This is a genomic window from Stenotrophomonas sp. STEN056 (assembly GCF_056759635.1).
This window is the reverse complement of record NZ_JBRRDL010000025.1, coordinates 1-16,254: the sequence shown is the minus strand read 5'-3', so window position 1 is coordinate 16,254 and position 16,254 is coordinate 1. Positions and strand designations below refer to the sequence as shown.

The 16,254-nt window shown below is 63.7% G+C and carries 9 protein-coding genes; 5 read left to right on the top strand and 4 right to left on the bottom strand.

Annotated features, from left to right (window positions below; genetic code table 11):
- Nucleotides 1-18 precede the first annotated feature (18 nt).
- Together ACVOLO_RS13255 and ettA are read right to left on the bottom strand one after the other, a co-directional pair.
- Complete coding sequence (locus tag ACVOLO_RS13255) at nucleotides 19-1,335, bottom strand: NCS2 family permease (protein WP_481570780.1); 1,317 nt, start codon at nucleotides 1,333-1,335, stop codon at nucleotides 19-21.
- A 415-nt stretch (nucleotides 1,336-1,750) separates the two neighbouring features.
- Nucleotides 1,751-3,415 carry an energy-dependent translational throttle protein EttA gene (gene ettA / locus ACVOLO_RS13250; protein WP_481570779.1) on the bottom strand — a complete coding sequence of 555 codons (1,665 nt, stop codon included), beginning with the start codon at nucleotides 3,413-3,415 and terminating at the stop codon, nucleotides 1,751-1,753.
- Between the two features lie 217 nt (nucleotides 3,416-3,632).
- Here ettA and ACVOLO_RS13245 point away from each other — a divergent pair, with 217 nt between their 5' ends.
- Complete coding sequence (locus tag ACVOLO_RS13245; RefSeq protein ID WP_481570778.1) at nucleotides 3,633-4,106, top strand: RcnB family protein; 474 nt, start codon at nucleotides 3,633-3,635, stop codon at nucleotides 4,104-4,106.
- A 72-nt stretch (nucleotides 4,107-4,178) separates the two neighbouring features.
- Here ACVOLO_RS13245 and ACVOLO_RS13240 read toward each other — a convergent pair whose 3' ends face one another.
- Both ACVOLO_RS13240 and ACVOLO_RS13235 read right to left on the bottom strand, forming a co-directional pair.
- Nucleotides 4,179-10,796 (bottom strand): MBG domain-containing protein, encoded by a 6,618-nt coding sequence (locus tag ACVOLO_RS13240; protein WP_481570777.1) that lies wholly within the window; start codon nucleotides 10,794-10,796, stop codon nucleotides 4,179-4,181.
- Between the two features lie 11 nt (nucleotides 10,797-10,807).
- Nucleotides 10,808-12,505, bottom strand: coding sequence for a ShlB/FhaC/HecB family hemolysin secretion/activation protein (locus tag ACVOLO_RS13235; RefSeq protein ID WP_481570776.1), 1,698 nt, complete (start codon nucleotides 12,503-12,505; stop codon nucleotides 10,808-10,810).
- A gap of 240 nt (nucleotides 12,506-12,745) precedes the next feature.
- On the opposite strand from ACVOLO_RS13235, the gene glyA reads away from it, so the two are divergent.
- From glyA to ACVOLO_RS13215, 4 genes are all read left to right on the top strand, one after another.
- The gene (gene glyA, locus ACVOLO_RS13230) at nucleotides 12,746-13,999 is read left to right on the top strand and encodes a serine hydroxymethyltransferase (RefSeq protein ID WP_481570775.1); all 1,254 of its coding nucleotides are present in this window, start codon (nucleotides 12,746-12,748) and stop codon (nucleotides 13,997-13,999) included.
- Nucleotides 14,000-14,093: 94 nt separating this feature from the next.
- Nucleotides 14,094-14,627, top strand: a complete 534-nt coding sequence (gene nrdR, locus ACVOLO_RS13225) for a transcriptional regulator NrdR (RefSeq protein WP_481570774.1) — start codon at nucleotides 14,094-14,096, stop codon at nucleotides 14,625-14,627.
- Nucleotides 14,628-14,657: 30 nt separating this feature from the next.
- Nucleotides 14,658-15,581: a hypothetical protein gene (locus tag ACVOLO_RS13220; protein WP_481570773.1), complete on the top strand. Its 924-nt coding sequence runs from the start codon at nucleotides 14,658-14,660 to the stop codon at nucleotides 15,579-15,581.
- Between the two features lie 49 nt (nucleotides 15,582-15,630).
- A complete protein-coding gene (locus tag ACVOLO_RS13215) occupies nucleotides 15,631-16,098 on the top strand; it encodes a GNAT family N-acetyltransferase (RefSeq protein ID WP_481570772.1) in 468 nt (155 codons plus the stop codon).
- Nucleotides 16,099-16,254: the final 156 nt, after the last annotated feature.

The window sequence follows — 16,254 nt, the reverse complement described above, 5'->3', positions numbered from 1 at the left end:
GCCGCATCGCAGCGCGGTTCACTCCAGCGCGTAACGCAGCACAAACAAGCCGGCCACCAGCCATACCGCCGGGCGCACCTCGCGCCAGCGCCCGGTGCCGGCCTTCAGCGCAGCATAGGCGATGAAGCCGAAGGCCAGGCCATTGGCAATGGAGTAGGTGAACGGCATGGCCAGCGCACACAGTGCGGCCGGGACCGACTCGGTGAGGTCGTCCCATTTCACTTCCACCAGCTCGCGCAGCATCAGCCCGGCCACGAACAACAGCGCCGGTGCGGTGGCGTAGGACGGCACCATCGCCGCCAGTGGCGAGAACAACAACGCGGCCAGGAACAACGCGGCGACCACCAGCGCAGTCAGCCCGGTGCGGCCACCGACCTGCACGCCGGAGGCGCTTTCGGCGAAGGCGGTGGTGGAACTGGTGCCCAGCAGCGAGCCGGCGACAATCGCGCTGCTGTCGGCCAGCAGGGCGCGGCCAAAACGCTTCTTGCCGTCGGCCAGCTTCAACAGGCCGGCCCGGCCGACCACGCCGTACAGCGTGCCGGTGGCATCAAACACTTCCACCAGCACGAACACCAGCACCACCTGCAGCAGCACCGCCAGCGGCGCGCCGCCGTCGTGGTGCAGCAGGCCGGGCAGGTCCAGCTGCAGGAAGGTCGGGGCAAGGCTGGGCGGCAGCGACACGATGCCCTGGTATTGCACGTTGCCGATGGCCCAGGCCACGCCGGTGACGGCGAGGATGCCGATCAGGATCGCGCCGCGTACCTTGCGCGCCTCCAGTACCGATATCAGCAGAAAGCCGCCCAGCGCCAGCAATGGCGGTGCGGTATTGAGCGGCCCGAGGGTGAGCATGGTGTCTTCGTTGGCGACGATCACGTTGGATTTCTGCAACGCAATGATGGCCAGGAACAAGCCGATGCCGGCCACGATGGCCGAGCGCAGCGACGAGGGGATGCCGGCCACCAGCCACGCGCGCACGCCGGTCAAGGTCAGCACCCAGAACAGGAGCCCGGAAATGAACACCGCCGCCAGCGCCTGTTGCCACGGCAAGCCGGCCGCACCGACCACGGTGAAAGCAAAAAACGCATTCAAGCCCATGCCTGGCGCCATGCCGACCGGGAAGTTGGCCGCCAGTGCCATCACCGCCGACCCCACTGCTGCAGCCAGGCAGGTCGCCACGAACACCGCGCCCGGGTCCATGCCGGTGGTGCCGAGGATTTCCGGGTTGACGAAGACGATGTAGGACATCGTCAGGAAGGTGGTCAGGCCGGCCAGCACTTCGGTGCGGACGCTGGTGCCGTGTTGCTGCAGTTTGAAGAGGCGTTCGAGCAGGGACATGGGGAATTCCGACGGGCAGGAGGAACTGGCTGTCCTTCTCCCGCCCGCGGGAGAAGGTGCCCCGAAGGGGCGGAAGAGGGGGAGCTCCACCCGCTCTTCAGCTTTTTGACTAAAGCATAACGATGGCGGTTTCCCGCGCAGTGCTTGCCCTCTCCCCAACCCCTCTCCCGTAAAGGGAGAGGGGCTCGGATCCTGCAGGCCGGTATCTGCCTGCGATCGCAGCTTGAAAGCCCCCCTCTCCCGTAAAGGGAGGGGGCTTGGATCCTGCAGGCCGGGTATTTGCCTGCAATTGCAGCTTGAAGCCCCTCTCCCTTTACGGGAGAGGGGTTGGGGAGAGGGAACCACAATGCCCGGCAGCCAATGTGGCCGGACTGAAAAGCAGACGGCCGCACTGGGCGGCCGTCGTCTTGCAGGTTTACTTCAGCGCCTTGAAGCGCAGGCGCTTGGGACCGGCATCGTCGCCGAGGCGACGCTTCTTGTCCTCTTCGTACTCGCGGTAGTTGCCCTGGAAGAACTCCACGTGCGAGTCGCCCTCGAAGGCAATGATGTGCGTGGCGATACGATCCAGGAACCAGCGGTCATGCGAAATGACGAAGGTGTTGCCCGGGAATTCCAGCAACGCATCTTCCAGCGCACGCAGGGTTTCGATGTCCAGGTCGTTGGACGGTTCGTCGAGCAGCAGCACGTTGCCACCCTGCAGCAGGGTCTTGGCCATGTGCAGGCGGCCACGTTCACCGCCGGACAGCGAGCCGACCATCTTCTGCTGGTCCTGGCCCTTGAAGTTGAAGCGGCCGATATAGGCGCGCGACTGGATCTCGATGCCGTTGATGTTGAGGATGTCCAGGCCGCCAGCGATTTCCTGGAACACGTTGTGGTTGCCGGTCAGCGCGTCGCGGCTCTGGTCCACGTAGGACAGCTTGACGGTCGGGCCGACCACGATCTCGCCCGAATCCGGCTTTTCCTGGCCGGTGATCATCTTGAACAGGGTCGACTTACCGGCGCCGTTCGGGCCGATGATGCCGACGATGGCACCGGGCGGGATGATCATCGACAGGTTGTCGATCAGCAGGCGCTCGCCGAACTTCTTGGAGACGTTCTTGAACTCCATCACCGAGTTGCCCAGGCGCTCGCCCGGCGGGATGAAGATTTCATTGGTCTCGTTGCGCTTCTGGTAGTCAACGCTCTGCAGCTCTTCCAGGCGGGCCAGACGGGCCTTGCCCTTGGTGCGGCCACCCTTGGCGTTCTGCCGCGACCACTCCAGTTCCTTCTGGATCGCCTTCTGGCGGGCCTTTTCCTGGTTGTCTTCCTGCTTCAGGCGCTCGTCCTTCTGCATCAACCATTCGGTGTAGTTGCCCTTCCACGGAATGCCGCGACCGCGGTCCAGTTCCAGAATCCACTCAGCGGCGTTGTCCAGGAAGTAGCGATCATGGGTGACGGCCACCACGGTGCCGGTGTAGCGCGCCAGGAACTGCTCCAGCCATTCCACCGACTCGGCGTCCAGGTGGTTGGTTGGTTCGTCGAGCAGCAGCATGTCCGGCTTCTGCAGCAGCAGGCGGCACAGCGCCACGCGGCGCTTCTCGCCGCCGGACAGGTTGCCGATCACCGCGTCCCACGGCGGCAGGCGCAGCGCGTCGGCGGCCACGTCCAGCTGGTTTTCCAGGGTGTGGGCATCGCCAGCGGCCAGGATCGCCTCCAGGCGCTCCTGTTCCTTTGCCAATGCATCGAAATCGGCGCCTTCCTCGGCATAGGCGTCGTAGATCTTGTCCAGCGCGGCCTGGGCCTGCAGCACTTCGCCCACGCCTTCCTCGACCGCTTCACGCACGGTCTGGGCCGGGTCCAGGCGCGGTTCCTGCTCCAGGTAGCCGACCTTGATGCCGGCCTGCGGGCGGGCTTCGCCCTCGAAATCGGTGTCCACGCCGGCCATGATCTTCAGCACGGTGGACTTGCCGGCGCCGTTCAGGCCCAACAGGCCGATCTTGGCGCCCGGGAAGAACGACAGCGAGATGTCCTTGATGATCTGCCGCTTGGGCGGGACCACCTTGCTGACGCGGTTCATGGTGTAGATGTATTGCGAGGACATGAAGTCTCCGTAGCGCACGCCCGCCCCCGGTCCGGGACTGGACAGGGCCCAAGGCAGAAGGGAATGGGCAATTATAGCCGCAAGCCCACGCAGGCCGGCTGGGGCGGAGCGGCTTGCTGATTTGTGAATGGGAAACCATGTAAGCGATTCCAGCCGGAATCCGTTCATATCGTGTGAGCATGATGGAAACCGTCCACCCAACCTGCGAAGGCCACCCATGAAGATGAACCGCCTAGTTGTCGCCGCGATGACCACCCTGATGGCTTTTGGTGCCACCGCTCCGGCCTTTGCCGCAGGCGACCGGGACGATGACCGGGGCCGCCACGGTTGGGATGACCGAGGCCGTGGCCATGATCGTGGCCGGGGCCACGATCGGCATGACCGCCGCGAATGGCGTGATGACCGCCGCCACTACCGCAACGGCTACCGCGAGGGTTATCGCGACGCCCGCTACAACGACCGCCGTTATTACGCCCCGCCGGCACGCGTGGTGTACCGCCCCTATGGTTTCCAGCGTGGCCACCGCTACAGCAACTACTACGGCGGCCCGGTGTACGTGATCAATGATTACGACCGCTACCACGTGCGCCGCCCGCCACACGGCCACCGCTGGATCCGCGATGACCGCGGCAACATGCTGATGGTGGCCATCGCCACCGGCATCATTGCCGACATCGTGCTCAACCATTGAGCCGCGTGTAGACCGTCACACAGAGAAAAGGCGCATCGAAAGATGCGCCTTTTCCGTTTCAGCAACCGGCCGTCATTCCGGCTGCCGGGTGAGGCAACGGACTTCCCCAAGGGATGTACATGCGTCGCTGGCCGGCTTGATGGCCGAATCGGTCAGCCGGTATAGCGACGCAGCGGACCCGTCGCTGAGTGCGGTGGGGGAGGGTTTGTTCAGGTTTGCGGCCACCTCACGGCCAATCTGCGTGCCACGCGCGGTGGGTACGCCGACGACCTCCAGGGTTCCTTCGCGGTAGCTGATGTCGTAGTTGCCGAGCTGGGCGCCCTGCGCATCGCTGGCAACGATGCTGTAGGTGCCAGGCTGGGCGTTCACGCTGCTGCCATTGCTGGACAGCTTGACGCCATCGAGCGTGTCGCCATTGACCAGACCATCTGCGGTGTAGCCGTTGAACAGCGTTGACTGGCCGACATACTTGCTGCCGTTGTTGGCGGTGATGGTCAGCCCGGCCTTGCCGATGGAGAGCACGCCGTCGGTGTAGGTGATGTCGTAGTTGGACAGGCCGGTGCCATTGGCGTTGCTGGCGGTGATGATGTAGTCGCCGACGTTGGCGGTGGCGGCGCTGCCGTTGCTGCCGATATCGACCGACGACACGGCATCGTTGTTGACCAAGCCATCCACGCGGTAGCCGTTCAATCCGCCGTTCTGGCCATAAGTCTTGCCACCGTTGTTGGCCGTGATGGTCAACCCGGCCTTGCCGATGGACAGCACGCCGTCGGCATAGGTGATGTCGTAGTTCGACAAGCCGGTGCCATCGGCATTGCGGGCAGTGATGGTGTAGTCGCCGACGTTGGCGGTGGCGGCGCTGCCGTTGCTGCGGAGATCAACCGATGACACGGCATCGCTATTGAGCAGACCGTCGACGACATAGCCACCGAGGCCACCGTTCTGGCCATAGGTCTTGCTGCCGTTTCCTGCCGTAATTGTCAGCCCGGCCTTGCCGATGGACAGCACGCCGTCGGTGTAAGTGATGTCGTAGTTGGACAGGCCGGTGCCATCGGCGTTGCTGGCGGTGATGGTGTAGTCGCCGACGTTGGCGGTGGCGGCGCTGCCATTGCTGCCCAGATCAACCGATGACACGTTGTCGTTGTTGAGCAAGCCATCAACGCGGTAGCCGTTCAATCCACCGTTTTGGCCATAAGTCTTGCTGCCGTTTCCTGCAGTGATGGTCAGCCCGGCCTTGCCGATGGACAGCACGCCATCGATGTAAGTGATGTCATAGTTGGACAGGCCGGTGCCATCGCCGTTGCGGGCGGTGATGGTGTAGTCGCCAACGTTGGCGGTGGCGGCAGTGCCGTTGCTGCTGATATCGACCGATGACACGGCATCGCTGTTGACCAAGCCATCCACGCGGTAGCCAGCCAAGCCGCCGTTCTGTCCGTAGGTCTTGTTGCCATTCTGCGCGGTGATGTTGAGTGCCCTGCGGTCTACGAACAATTGCCCCGGAGCGAACGTCAGTGCGTAGCCGGAGCTGCCGGCATCCAGGGTGCCTTGGGTTACATCAATCGCATGTGGCGACGTGGAAGCGTTGACGTGGCTGCCTGCGCCTGTCGAGGTGAGGTGCGGCATGCCTGAAAACACCCCGGCAAAACTGTCGCCGAGATACGCACCGGCCACGCCGCCCATCAAGCCGCTGGTGGTGAAGGCGTTGGTCAGGTCAGCGGCGTCGCCATAGATTTTGTGAAGTACTGCGCCTGTCACGGTCAGGGTCGGCTGCCAGGCAAACAGGTAGCGATTGCCAGCCGCAGAGATTCCCGCGAATGCGCTGGTATTCCAGATGGCGGTGTTGCCGCTGTCCAGGTTGCCGAAGTTGTGCGCGGACGTTGGAGATCTCAGGTAGATATGCCAACGGCCATTGCCATTCAATTGGATCGCGTTGGCGCCGGCGCGATTGTCGAAGTTGCCATCCGTTGCAAGATCAACGTTGTCCGCGATGATCGGGCCAGTGAGCTGCAGATTCCCGGTGGCGCTGACGTTCAGGTTGTCAGCATGGACGCTGCCCATTGAAAGCGCGTTTGAGGTGGCGATCTCCACATCTGCACCGCGTGCTTCGACCACACCGCCGAACGCGTTCAGTGCAGTGGCCAACGTGATGTCGCCCACGGCATTGAGCTGGCTGGTGCCGGCGACGGTCAAACGTCCGGTCTGTTCGATGGCGCTGCCACTGTTTGCGCTCAGGTTGCCAAGGATCGCGGCATTGTCGAAGACGATCCTGCTGCCCGACAACGTGGTGTTTCCGGCAATCGAGGCATTGCCAAGGTCCAGCCTGCCATTGGCGGTAGCAACAATGCTGTCAGCCTGTACAGCATCCAGGTCCAGTCCAGACGCATTGTTTATCTGTACCGCGCCACCGTTCAGAGATACCACGCCACTGAAGCGGTTGCCGCCGTTGCCCAGGGTGATGTTGCCCTGCGATTTGAGGTTGGCAGAACCTCCCACCGAATACGCGGCTGCCTGGGTGATGTCACCGACAACATCCACGGCAAGGTTGCCGGTTGTCGTGATGCCCATGGCATTCAGCGATGCGCCGCGCACGGCCAACGCGTCCAACGCAGTAGTCGCGCCAACGTGGTCGCCGATGGTCACCGCACCACTGGCGTTGATGTCCAGTGCATGCGCACCGTTGATCCCGCCCGCAAAGGAAACCATCCCCGCGTCCACGGTCACATCATCGGTCAATAAAACGGGACGATTGAACACGGCGCTGGTATCGACGCTTACGTCGCCTCCCAGCATCGTGGTGCCGCCACCTTGTACCAGCAGACTCCGCACATCGACCGCGCCTCCGAATGCGGTGCCGGCACCACCTGTTGCGGCCAGTGCCCAAGGCCCGACAACGGTGCTTCCGAAGGTCGTTGTACCGTTCTGGCTGCGCACGCTGGTGAGTGCTCTCAGGCTGACCGCATCATTGAATGCAATGTCGCCACTTGCAGTGACCCCACCGCCCAGCTCGGTAGTGCCGGCGGCATCCGTCGTCAGCGATGCCAGCGCGACCACCCCTCCTACCGTTCCGCCAAAGCGGGTCGCACCGGCTGTATTGACCCGCAGTGCATAGCCACCGTCAATGCTGCCGCCAAACCCGATGTCGCCTGCTCCGGTACTGGCAAGGGCCACGTCCTTGGTCATCACCACTGATGCGTCGTACTGCTGCGCACCGCGGGTCGTTACCGATGTCCCCAGGAAGCCGAGCGCGGCACTGTCGACCTGCAGGTGGGTCAGTGCATTGCTTGCGCCGACCGATCCGACACGCACCGCGCCATTGTCTGCATTCAGTGCCAATGCGTGCGGGCCATCCACGGCTGCCAGAGTCAGGTTGCCCTGCAAGCTGGTCAGGCTGCTGTCGCCCGTCAACTGCAACGCGTCGTTGAACCACTGCTCGCCAATCGTGGTTACTGCGCTATCGATGGCCGCTGGGCCGGACACCCACAGGCTGGAGAGCGCTGTCGATTGGCCTATATCTGCAGCAATTTGGACCGTGCCGATGGAGTCCAGCGTAAGTCCCCACCCCCCATCAATGCTGCCGGAAAAGCTCATATCTCCCCCCGCGAGCAGCGAGGTGTCACGCGTCAATCCAAGTGCGCCGACGTAGCGTTGGTAGCCTGTCGTTATTATGTTGTTGCCAAATTGCAGTTGCGCTGCACCAACATCCAGGTTGCGTGCACTGACACTGCCCAGTCTGAGCAGGTTGCCTGCATTGATGAGGACATCACGGCCCACCAGATCGACACGACCGCCAAACGCATTGAGGGCGCCCAATGTGATGTTGCCGGCACCCGCGTTGAATGCACTTGCACCCGAAACGTCCAGTGCCCCGAATTGGCTGATGGACGAGCCAGAAACCCCCAGGCCGCCGCCATCGGTAACCGTGATGGAACCCAGCGACATTGCCTTGCCGCTAAGAATGGCGCCACCACCTGCGATGGTCGCGTCATCCAGTGCCAGCGCGCCCACGGCATCTGCATTCAGCTTGGTAGCCTGGGCCCGACTGATGTCCAGCGCGGTGCTTGCCTTGATGGAGACGGTGCTGCCGTGGAGCGATACGTTGCCTGTGAATAGGTTCCCAGCATTTGTCAGCGTTAGATCGCCGCCCGAAGTGAAGCTGGCATCGCCGCCAACGTTGTAAGCTCCAGCCTGCACGATACCGCCGAGTACGTTGAGGCTGAGGTTGCCGCTGGTCCTGATGCCCTGCGCGCTGAACGACCCAGCAGAGACTGCCAGTGATGCCAGTGCATTGGTTGCCCCAACAGCACCCGAAAACCGCGTTGCCCCCGCTGCACTTGTCGTCAGCGAATATGTGCCGTCCACCGCACCGCTGAAACCGATGGAACCGGCAGAACTGGATAGCGTGGTGCCGCCGAATAGCACGACATTGTCGCCATAAGCCTGGTCACGCAGAGTATTGAACACACCCGCCAAGCGCGTCGTGCCACCTGTGCCGGTAGCAAGCGATGCCAATGCAGTAGTGCTGCCAAAACCGCCAGCCAGCGTAGTGGTTCCTGCCGTGTTTACTGCCAGTGCATGCCCGCCATTGGCACCTGCATTGATACTGATGGACTCACCAAGCGTACTGGCCAACGTGACATCACCAGTCAGTTCCAGTCCGTCGCCGTACGCCTGCGCGCCGCTGGTGGTCACATTGCCGCCCAGCTGGGTAGTGCCACCAGCATCGGTGATCAGCGAACCCAGGTTTACAGCGCCGCCAAATGCGGTCTGCCCGGCGGTGTTGACGGTCAAGCCGGACGTGCCGCTGACACTGCTGCCGAACGCGATATTGCCTGCCGCCGCGCTGCTCAGCGTGACAGGCCCGCCCAGCGAAACGGTATCGCCGTAGGTCTGGCTTCCCGTTGTTCGCACATTGCCGCCAAACCGGGTAGTACCTGCTGCATCGGTGGTCAACGAAGCAAGGGCTTCAGTCCCACCTATGACGCCGGTGAAGGTGGTGGCTCCCGCGGTATTGACGGTCAAACCATATGCGCCGTTGATGGTGGAGCTGAAGTCGATGGCACCTGCCGATTGGCTGTTCAGAAACGTCGTCCCCGACAAGTCAACTGGACCGCCGTAGCGCTGCATGCCGGTGGTGGTGACGTTCGACGGCAACAATATTCTCACTGCATCGGAGACATCCAGCGACGTCAGCGCTGTTGAGCCTCCCACCGCACCACCAAAACTGACCCACCCGGGCGCTGTGATCGACAAGGCATGGGCGCCATCAATCACTCCGCCGAATATGATTGCACCCAGTGCGCTGGACAGACTGGTGTTCTGGCCCAGCACTACGGCGCCGTTGTAATTCTGCCCCCCAGTACTACTGATCGCGGCAGGCAAATATATGGATCCAGCGGTTGCATTCAGTGACTTAACCTGGACATTGCCCAAGGCCAACGTGCCAGAGGCGCGGATGCCTACATTTGCGCCACTCAGCGATACATTCCCGCCGAAGCGGTTGCCGGCATTGGTCAACGCTACAGCCTTGGATGCATTGTTCAGTGTGGTGGTACCCGCTACCTCCAGCGCCCCGGTCTGGGAGAGATCGACGGAATTGCTCAAAGCAAGATTTCCGCTGACTACCCCGCCGATTCTGGCTACTTCGTTGGTCGCACTGCTCAGTGCGGCGTCGCCGGTGACGGCCAGCTCAAGCCCCCTGCTGGAGACCAGGCGCCCGGTACTTTGGCTGACGCCTTTGTCACCGGAAAATCGGATGCTTTCGGCGTTGACATCACCTGATATTTGCAGCCCCCCGCCGACAGCATCTGCAGAAAGCAGCTGCGTCGCCTCTACCACGCCACCGAGATTGATAGCCGACGCTGCCAGCGCTGGATCCAATCTTGCCTGCAGTACGACCCCGCCGGCCGTGATGAAGCCGGTGTTGCTCACGGCGGCAGAGGTGCCGGCTGGCAAACTACTGGTTGCTGCGCCCAACAGCGCAGTAAGGCCTTCCAGCGGGTCGTACTGGAGAGTGACACCGCCAGCTGACAGCAGATTCACCGTGCTGCCAGCGATAGAACCACTATTGGAGACAGACGCTCCCATCAACACTACCGGGCCAGTGCTGGTGATCTGCGCCCCTGCAGCAGTGCTGACGCTTGCTGCTGCGCCGGTCTGGTCGAACTGATATTTCTCGCCCTGTTCGACCTCATTCCACTTCAACGAGCTGGCCACCAGGCCACCAACATTCACCTGCGCGTTGCTACCAAATGCAATGCCGGCAGGATTGATAAGAAACACATGACCGTTCGATGTCAGCACACCATCAATGCTGCTGAGCGACCCACCGTGCACCACGTTCAAGGTGACGCTGTTTGCACCTGGGGTGAAGATGTCGACGGCACCACCCTGGCCGATATTGAAGCTACCCCAGGTGATCAGTGCTTTGGCTTGGGCTTGGCTGATCGTCATCGTGTTCGAGCCGGCTGCGCCGTAGTCGATCGTTGCGCCAGTGGCGCTCCCAGCCTGCGGAAGCTCCACGGCTTGTGCCCCGCCAGCGCAAGCAAGTGCCAGCGCCAACGGCAGCAGGCGCAGATGTGCGGGCAGACGGCGGCTGACGCCGGTCGTCGCGCGTGGCGAAGCGCCGATTTCGGAGGTCACCTGGATTTGCCCCAGGGCGTGGTTGAACACAAGACGGTAGATGCGATTCATGGTCCAGATCCTCAGAAATTCATGCCGATGCGCGCCCACACCTGGACGTCATCAGCATCGGGGGCGCGGTAGCTGCCAGTCGGTTTAGCGGCGCTCAGGTCCAGCTTCAGCGCGGGCTGCCAGGGGAGGTGCAGGCCAAGCGCAACGCCGGCGCCTTCCAGGGTGGTCGGCAGGATGCCGAGGCGGCGGTTGTCGGCGGCGGGGGACGTGCGGCCCCAGTCGTAGAACAGCGACAGTTCCAGCAGATCGCCCCAGCGGCGGCCGTTGAACGGCGAAGCACGGTCGGCAAAACCCGGTGCACTGAGTTGGTACTCAAACGTGGCCTGCACGCCGCGGTCGCCCAAGGCGGCGGACAGCGGATAGGCGCGCACGCTGGTCGGCCCGCCCACGCTGAACTGCTCCAGTGGGGTGAGCGCGTCGTCGGTGAACTGGGCGCTGCCGCGCAGCAGCAGGCGCTGGTTGGCAGGCAGCGCCTGCAGGCGCGCAGCGGTCAGGCGGCTGACCCAGAAGTAGGATGCGTGGGCGGGATACAGCCAGTTCATCGGCGAAGATTGGTCGTCAAAGGATTTGCGTACCGACAGTTGCGCCAGGTTGATGCCGCGCCAGCGGCGGTCGGTATGGCGCAGGCTCAGGCCCGCATCGACCACATTGAAGGCATGCCGCGACAACTCCAGGCCCAGGCCTTTGAGCCGTGATTGTTCGTGGATCAGCCGGGCCGAGGCCTGCACCTGCAGGTCGGTGCGCTGGATGAACTTCCAATCGCCACCGGCATAAAACTGCGTGGTCGGGCCGTTGATGCCGAGGGCGGCGAACGGCCCGGAGTTCAGTTCCATTTCGCTGCGACTGACACCGGCAATGGCGCTCAGGCCATCCACCTGGGACGAGGGAATGCTCAGCGACAACGCCGCCTGCCAGCTGTCGGCCGGGTTCAGCCCGTAGCCGACGCTGGCCGCCAGCACGTCACCCGCGCCCAGCGCGTTGAACGCGCTCACGCCCAGCTCGGCGCGGTATTTGCCGGTGCTGTCGGTGCCGTGGTTGCTCAGCCCGGCGGTGATCTCGTAAGGCCGCGCGCTGTCGGTGGCGACCAGGATGATGTCGGTCTCGCCCTCGTTCTGGCCTGGCTGCAGTACCGAGGTGACCGACACGCCGGGCAGGTCGCGGGCGTAGAGCAGGGCGCGGTCCAGCTCGGCCTTGCGCAGCGGCCGGCCAATCAGCCCAAGGCTGCTGGCGGTGAGCTGGTCTTCGCGGTATCGCTGGCTGCCTTGCACCAGCACCCGGCCGACGCGGCCTTCCATGACTTTCAGGGTCAGCGTCTGGCTGTCGCCGATCTGCTGCGGCGGCACGTAGGCCAGCGATACCAGGAAGCCGGCATCGCGGTAGGCCTGGGTGATGCGGGCGCTGATCTGCTGGATCTGCGCGAAATTCAGCGCCGCCGGCAATGTTGGGCTGATTTCGCGCAAGGCCTGGTTGGCGATGCCATCAATGGCGGCCTGGCTGATGCCGCTGGCCGGGTGCTCGCCCACGCCTTCCACGCTGACCCGGGCAATCTGCAACGTGGCCTCCACGTGGGCATTGCCCGCGGCGGCGTCGGCCGGCTGTGCCCAGGCTGGCTGGCCGGCGGCGGTGGCCAGCGCCAGTGCAAGCAGGCTTGCAGCCAGTGGCAGTGTGCGGAAAGGGCGGTAATACAGCGGGCGGCCGGGGCAGGGCATTGCAGCGTGTTCCTTGTCATTCAGGGGTGCCGTGCGCCTGGCAAAGCTGACGGCTTACTTGGTTAACCGCGAAAACCGGAGGCCGGCCCTCACCGGATTCAGGGAGTTCGGTGGTTTTGTGATTAAAGTCACGGTTTGTCTGGCGCAGCGGCCCGCCGCCGCAATGCGGGAACAGGGGCGGTTTGGTGCCGGGAACGGGCTACAATCGGCAGCTCCCTCGCCCCCGTACCAGGAGCTGTGATGTTCTCGCGTGATGTCCGTATCGAGTCCTACGATCCCGAGTTGGCCAAGGCCATTGCCCAGGAATGCCAGCGCCAGGAAGACCATGTCGAGCTGATTGCCAGCGAAAACTACGCCAGCCCGATGGTGATGGAAGCCCAGGGCAGCCAGCTGACCAACAAATACGCCGAGGGTTACCCGGGCAAGCGTTATTACGGCGGCTGTGAATATGTGGACGTGGCTGAAAAGCTGGCCATCGACCGCCTCAAGCAGCTGTTCGGTGCCGATTACGCCAACGTGCAGCCGCACAGCGGTTCGCAGGCCAACCAGGCCGTGTACTTCGCGCTGCTGCAGCCGGGCGACACCATCCTGGGCATGAGCCTGGCCCACGGCGGCCACCTGACCCACGGTGCCAAGGTCAATGCCTCGGGCAAGATTTTCAACGCCGTGCAGTACGGCGTGAACGAAGCCGGCCTGATCGACTATGACGAGGTCGAGCGCCTGGCCCTGGAGCACAAGCCGAAGATGGTGGTGGCGGGTTTCTCCGCTTATTCGCAGGTCATCGACTGGGCGCGCTTCCGCGCCATCGCCGACAAGGTCGGTGCCTACCTGTTCGTGGACATGGCGCACGTCGCCGGTCTGATCGCTGCCGGCGTGTACCCGAGCCCGATCGAACATGCGCACGTGGTCACCTCCACCACCCACAAGACCCTGCGTGGTCCGCGCGGCGGCATCATCATTGCCAAGGGCGCCGGCGAAGAGATCGAGAAGAAGCTGCAGTCCGTGGTGTTCCCCGGCATCCAGGGTGGCCCGCTGATGCACGTCATCGCCGCCAAGGCGGTGGCCTTCAAGGAAGCGCTGGAGCCGGAATTCAAGGCTTACCAGCAGCAGGTGGTGAAGAACGCCCAGGCGATGGCCACCACGCTGATTTCGCGTGGCTACAAGATCGTCTCCGGCGGCACCCAGAACCACCTGATGCTGGTGGACATGATCGGCAAGGAGGTATCCGGCAAGGATGCCGAAGCCGCGCTGGGCAAGGCCCACATCACCGTCAACAAGAACTCGGTGCCCAACGACCCGCGTTCGCCGTTCGTGACCTCGGGCCTGCGCCTGGGCACCCCGGCCATCACCACCCGCGGCTATGTGGAAGCGGACTGCGTGGACCTGGCCAACTGGATTGCCGACGTGCTCGACGCCCCGGCTGATGAAGCCGTGATCGCGCGCGTGCGTGATGCGGTCAGCGCGCAGTGCCGCAAGTACCCGGTCTACGGCTGACAGGCGAGCAAACAGCGATGAGGAACGGGGGACAGGTAATGCATAACGCGGTTGCGCCCATGGGTCCCTCGTTCCTTTTTGTGGGTTCCTGACAATGCATTGTCCCTTCTGCCAGCACATCGATACCCGCGTCATTGATTCGCGGGTTTCCGAGGACGGCGCCACCATCCGGCGCCGGCGTGGCTGCGAGGCATGCGGTGAGCGTTTCAGCACGTTGGAAACCATCGAGCTGAAACTGCCGGTGATCATCAAGAGCGATGGTGGCCGCGAAGCATTCGACGCGCGCAAGTTGCGCGTGGGCTTTGACCGTGCGCTGCAGAAACGCCCGGTGTCCGAAGAACGCATCGAAGCGGCGGTGCGCGCGGTGGTGCACCAGTTGCGCATGTGCGGCGAGCGCGAGGTGCCCTCCATCAAGGTGGGCGGTTTCGTGATGGACGAGCTGCGCAAGCTCGACCATGTGGGCTACGTGCGTTTTGCCTCCGTGTACCGCAGTTTCGAGGACGTGGCCGATTTCCGCGACGAGATCGAGAAGCTCGAGCGGGATCATTCCAGTGACGAGGGTCAGCTGCCGTTGTTGGCGAATGCGCGGGCGGAAGCGGCACGGGCAGGCAAGAGCGGCAAGCGCTGATCGGTCCGTTGGCTCGGTAGGGAGGCCGAAGTGGCGATGCAATCAAGGGGGCGGCGGCTTTCACGCAATGGACTGGCTGTGGCCGTGCTGTGGCTGGCATTGGCGGCGCAGGCGCAGTCCCGCCCCTCTGATCTGGCCGAGCGCGCTCGGCTGGCTGCGCAGCAGGCTTTCAACGCTGCCGCCGCGCTGGATCAAACGCAGCGCAATCCAACTTCCTGCGTGGGGGATGCCTGTACGCCACAGGCGCTGGCAGGGCGTTATCGCATCGTCGAAGAGGGTTTTGTGGGCTCCGTCCTGGAGTTGGACGGCGGCGGGAGCTATGCGTTGCAGTTGGCGATGCCTCCCATGCCGCGCAGTTCGAAGGGGCAATGGTCGCTGGTGGACGGCATGTTGTTGCTGCATCCGCACGATGACCTCGCCGACACCGTGCAACTGGTGCCGTATGAACTCAGGTCGGCAGAGCGCGCGCAGTTGCAGCAGTTGCTTGCCGACCTGCAGCAGGCACATCCGAACCCGGCTGACCGCAGGGGCCAGGACGAACATGAGGAGCTGCAGGCGCAACTGGCGGACACGCACGTAGCTGGCAGGCCACTGTATGTGAATCTCCACGATCCCATGAGTGGTGTGGCCAGCGAAGGCGTGCAGGTGGTGTTGGAACTGGCCCAGGGCGAACTGGCCGCTGAAGGCAAGTTGCCGGGGGAAAATACCGATCGCTTTCCGTCACCGATGCCGGGACAGGTGGTGACTGGCCTGCGCCTGCACTTCCCTGGCATGGAAGCGCCGCTGCGCCTGCCTTTGCAACCGCCGCTGCGGCCCAGTTACCAGGTGCTGTTTGACGGCTGCGCGCTGGGCCTGTGCGAGTCGGCAGCGATGGGCTTGCTGCTGGAGCAGGCGGAGGATGGCGCGCGCTTTGATGGCTTGGGCGTGGGTGTGTTCCAGCGCGTGAGCGATTAGCATTCTTGATTGCACAGGCTAGCGAGCGTGGCGGCTTGAGTTGAATCCGATGAAGATCATCAATCTCCAGGACCGGGGCGAACTGCTGCCGGTAATCGCGGCTGCGCATGTGCAGGCCTTCGGCACGCTGTTGCCGGACTGGACATTGGCCCAGGCCGAAGCCGAGTTGCGCGCACAACAGCGTGACGCCATTCCCTGCACATGGCTGGCGGAGGATGAGCAGGGCTGGCTGGGCTCGGTGAGCCTGCTGCACGACGATCACGAACAGATCCGGGGCTGGTCGCCCTGGCTTGCCTCGCTGTATGTGCAGCCGCGCGCACGCGGCCAGGGCGTTGGCGCGCAGCTGGTGCGTCATTGCATCACTCAGGCCGCCGCGTTGGGGGTGCCGACGCTGTATCTGTACTGCGAAGTACCCATGGTGGACTGGTACCTGAGCCTGGGCTGGCACGTGCACACGCAGTTGCAGCTGGGGCCGCTGGCGATCACGGTGATGGCGGTTGGGACCAAGGCTACGTAGAGCCTGTTCGCCGGTTCCATGGGGTGCTTGTAGGAGCGGGCGGGGGGGGCGCCCGGAGAGGGGCAGCGGGTTTTGGGGTCCCGGGGGCGCACGCCCGCGCCCGCCGGCGTCGAAAAGCGTGCGCGACCCACCCCGCCACACACGAACCCGCAGCTT

Excerpts from the sequence above, each read along its gene's own strand:
- ACVOLO_RS13255 (WP_481570780.1), bottom strand. The coding sequence starts at position 1,335 with ATGTCCCTGCTCGAACGCCTCTTCAAACTGCAGCAACACGGCACCAGC.
- glyA (WP_481570775.1), top strand. The coding sequence starts at position 12,746 with ATGTTCTCGCGTGATGTCCGTATCGAGTCCTACGATCCCGAGTTGGCC.
- ettA (WP_481570779.1), bottom strand. The coding sequence starts at position 3,415 with ATGTCCTCGCAATACATCTACACCATGAACCGCGTCAGCAAGGTGGTC.
- ACVOLO_RS13245 (WP_481570778.1), top strand. The coding sequence starts at position 3,633 with ATGAAGATGAACCGCCTAGTTGTCGCCGCGATGACCACCCTGATGGCT.
- nrdR (WP_481570774.1), top strand. The coding sequence starts at position 14,094 with ATGCATTGTCCCTTCTGCCAGCACATCGATACCCGCGTCATTGATTCG.
- ACVOLO_RS13240 (WP_481570777.1), bottom strand. The coding sequence starts at position 10,796 with ATGAATCGCATCTACCGTCTTGTGTTCAACCACGCCCTGGGGCAAATC.
- ACVOLO_RS13215 (WP_481570772.1), top strand. The coding sequence starts at position 15,631 with ATGAAGATCATCAATCTCCAGGACCGGGGCGAACTGCTGCCGGTAATC.
- ACVOLO_RS13235 (WP_481570776.1), bottom strand. The coding sequence starts at position 12,505 with ATGCCCTGCCCCGGCCGCCCGCTGTATTACCGCCCTTTCCGCACACTG.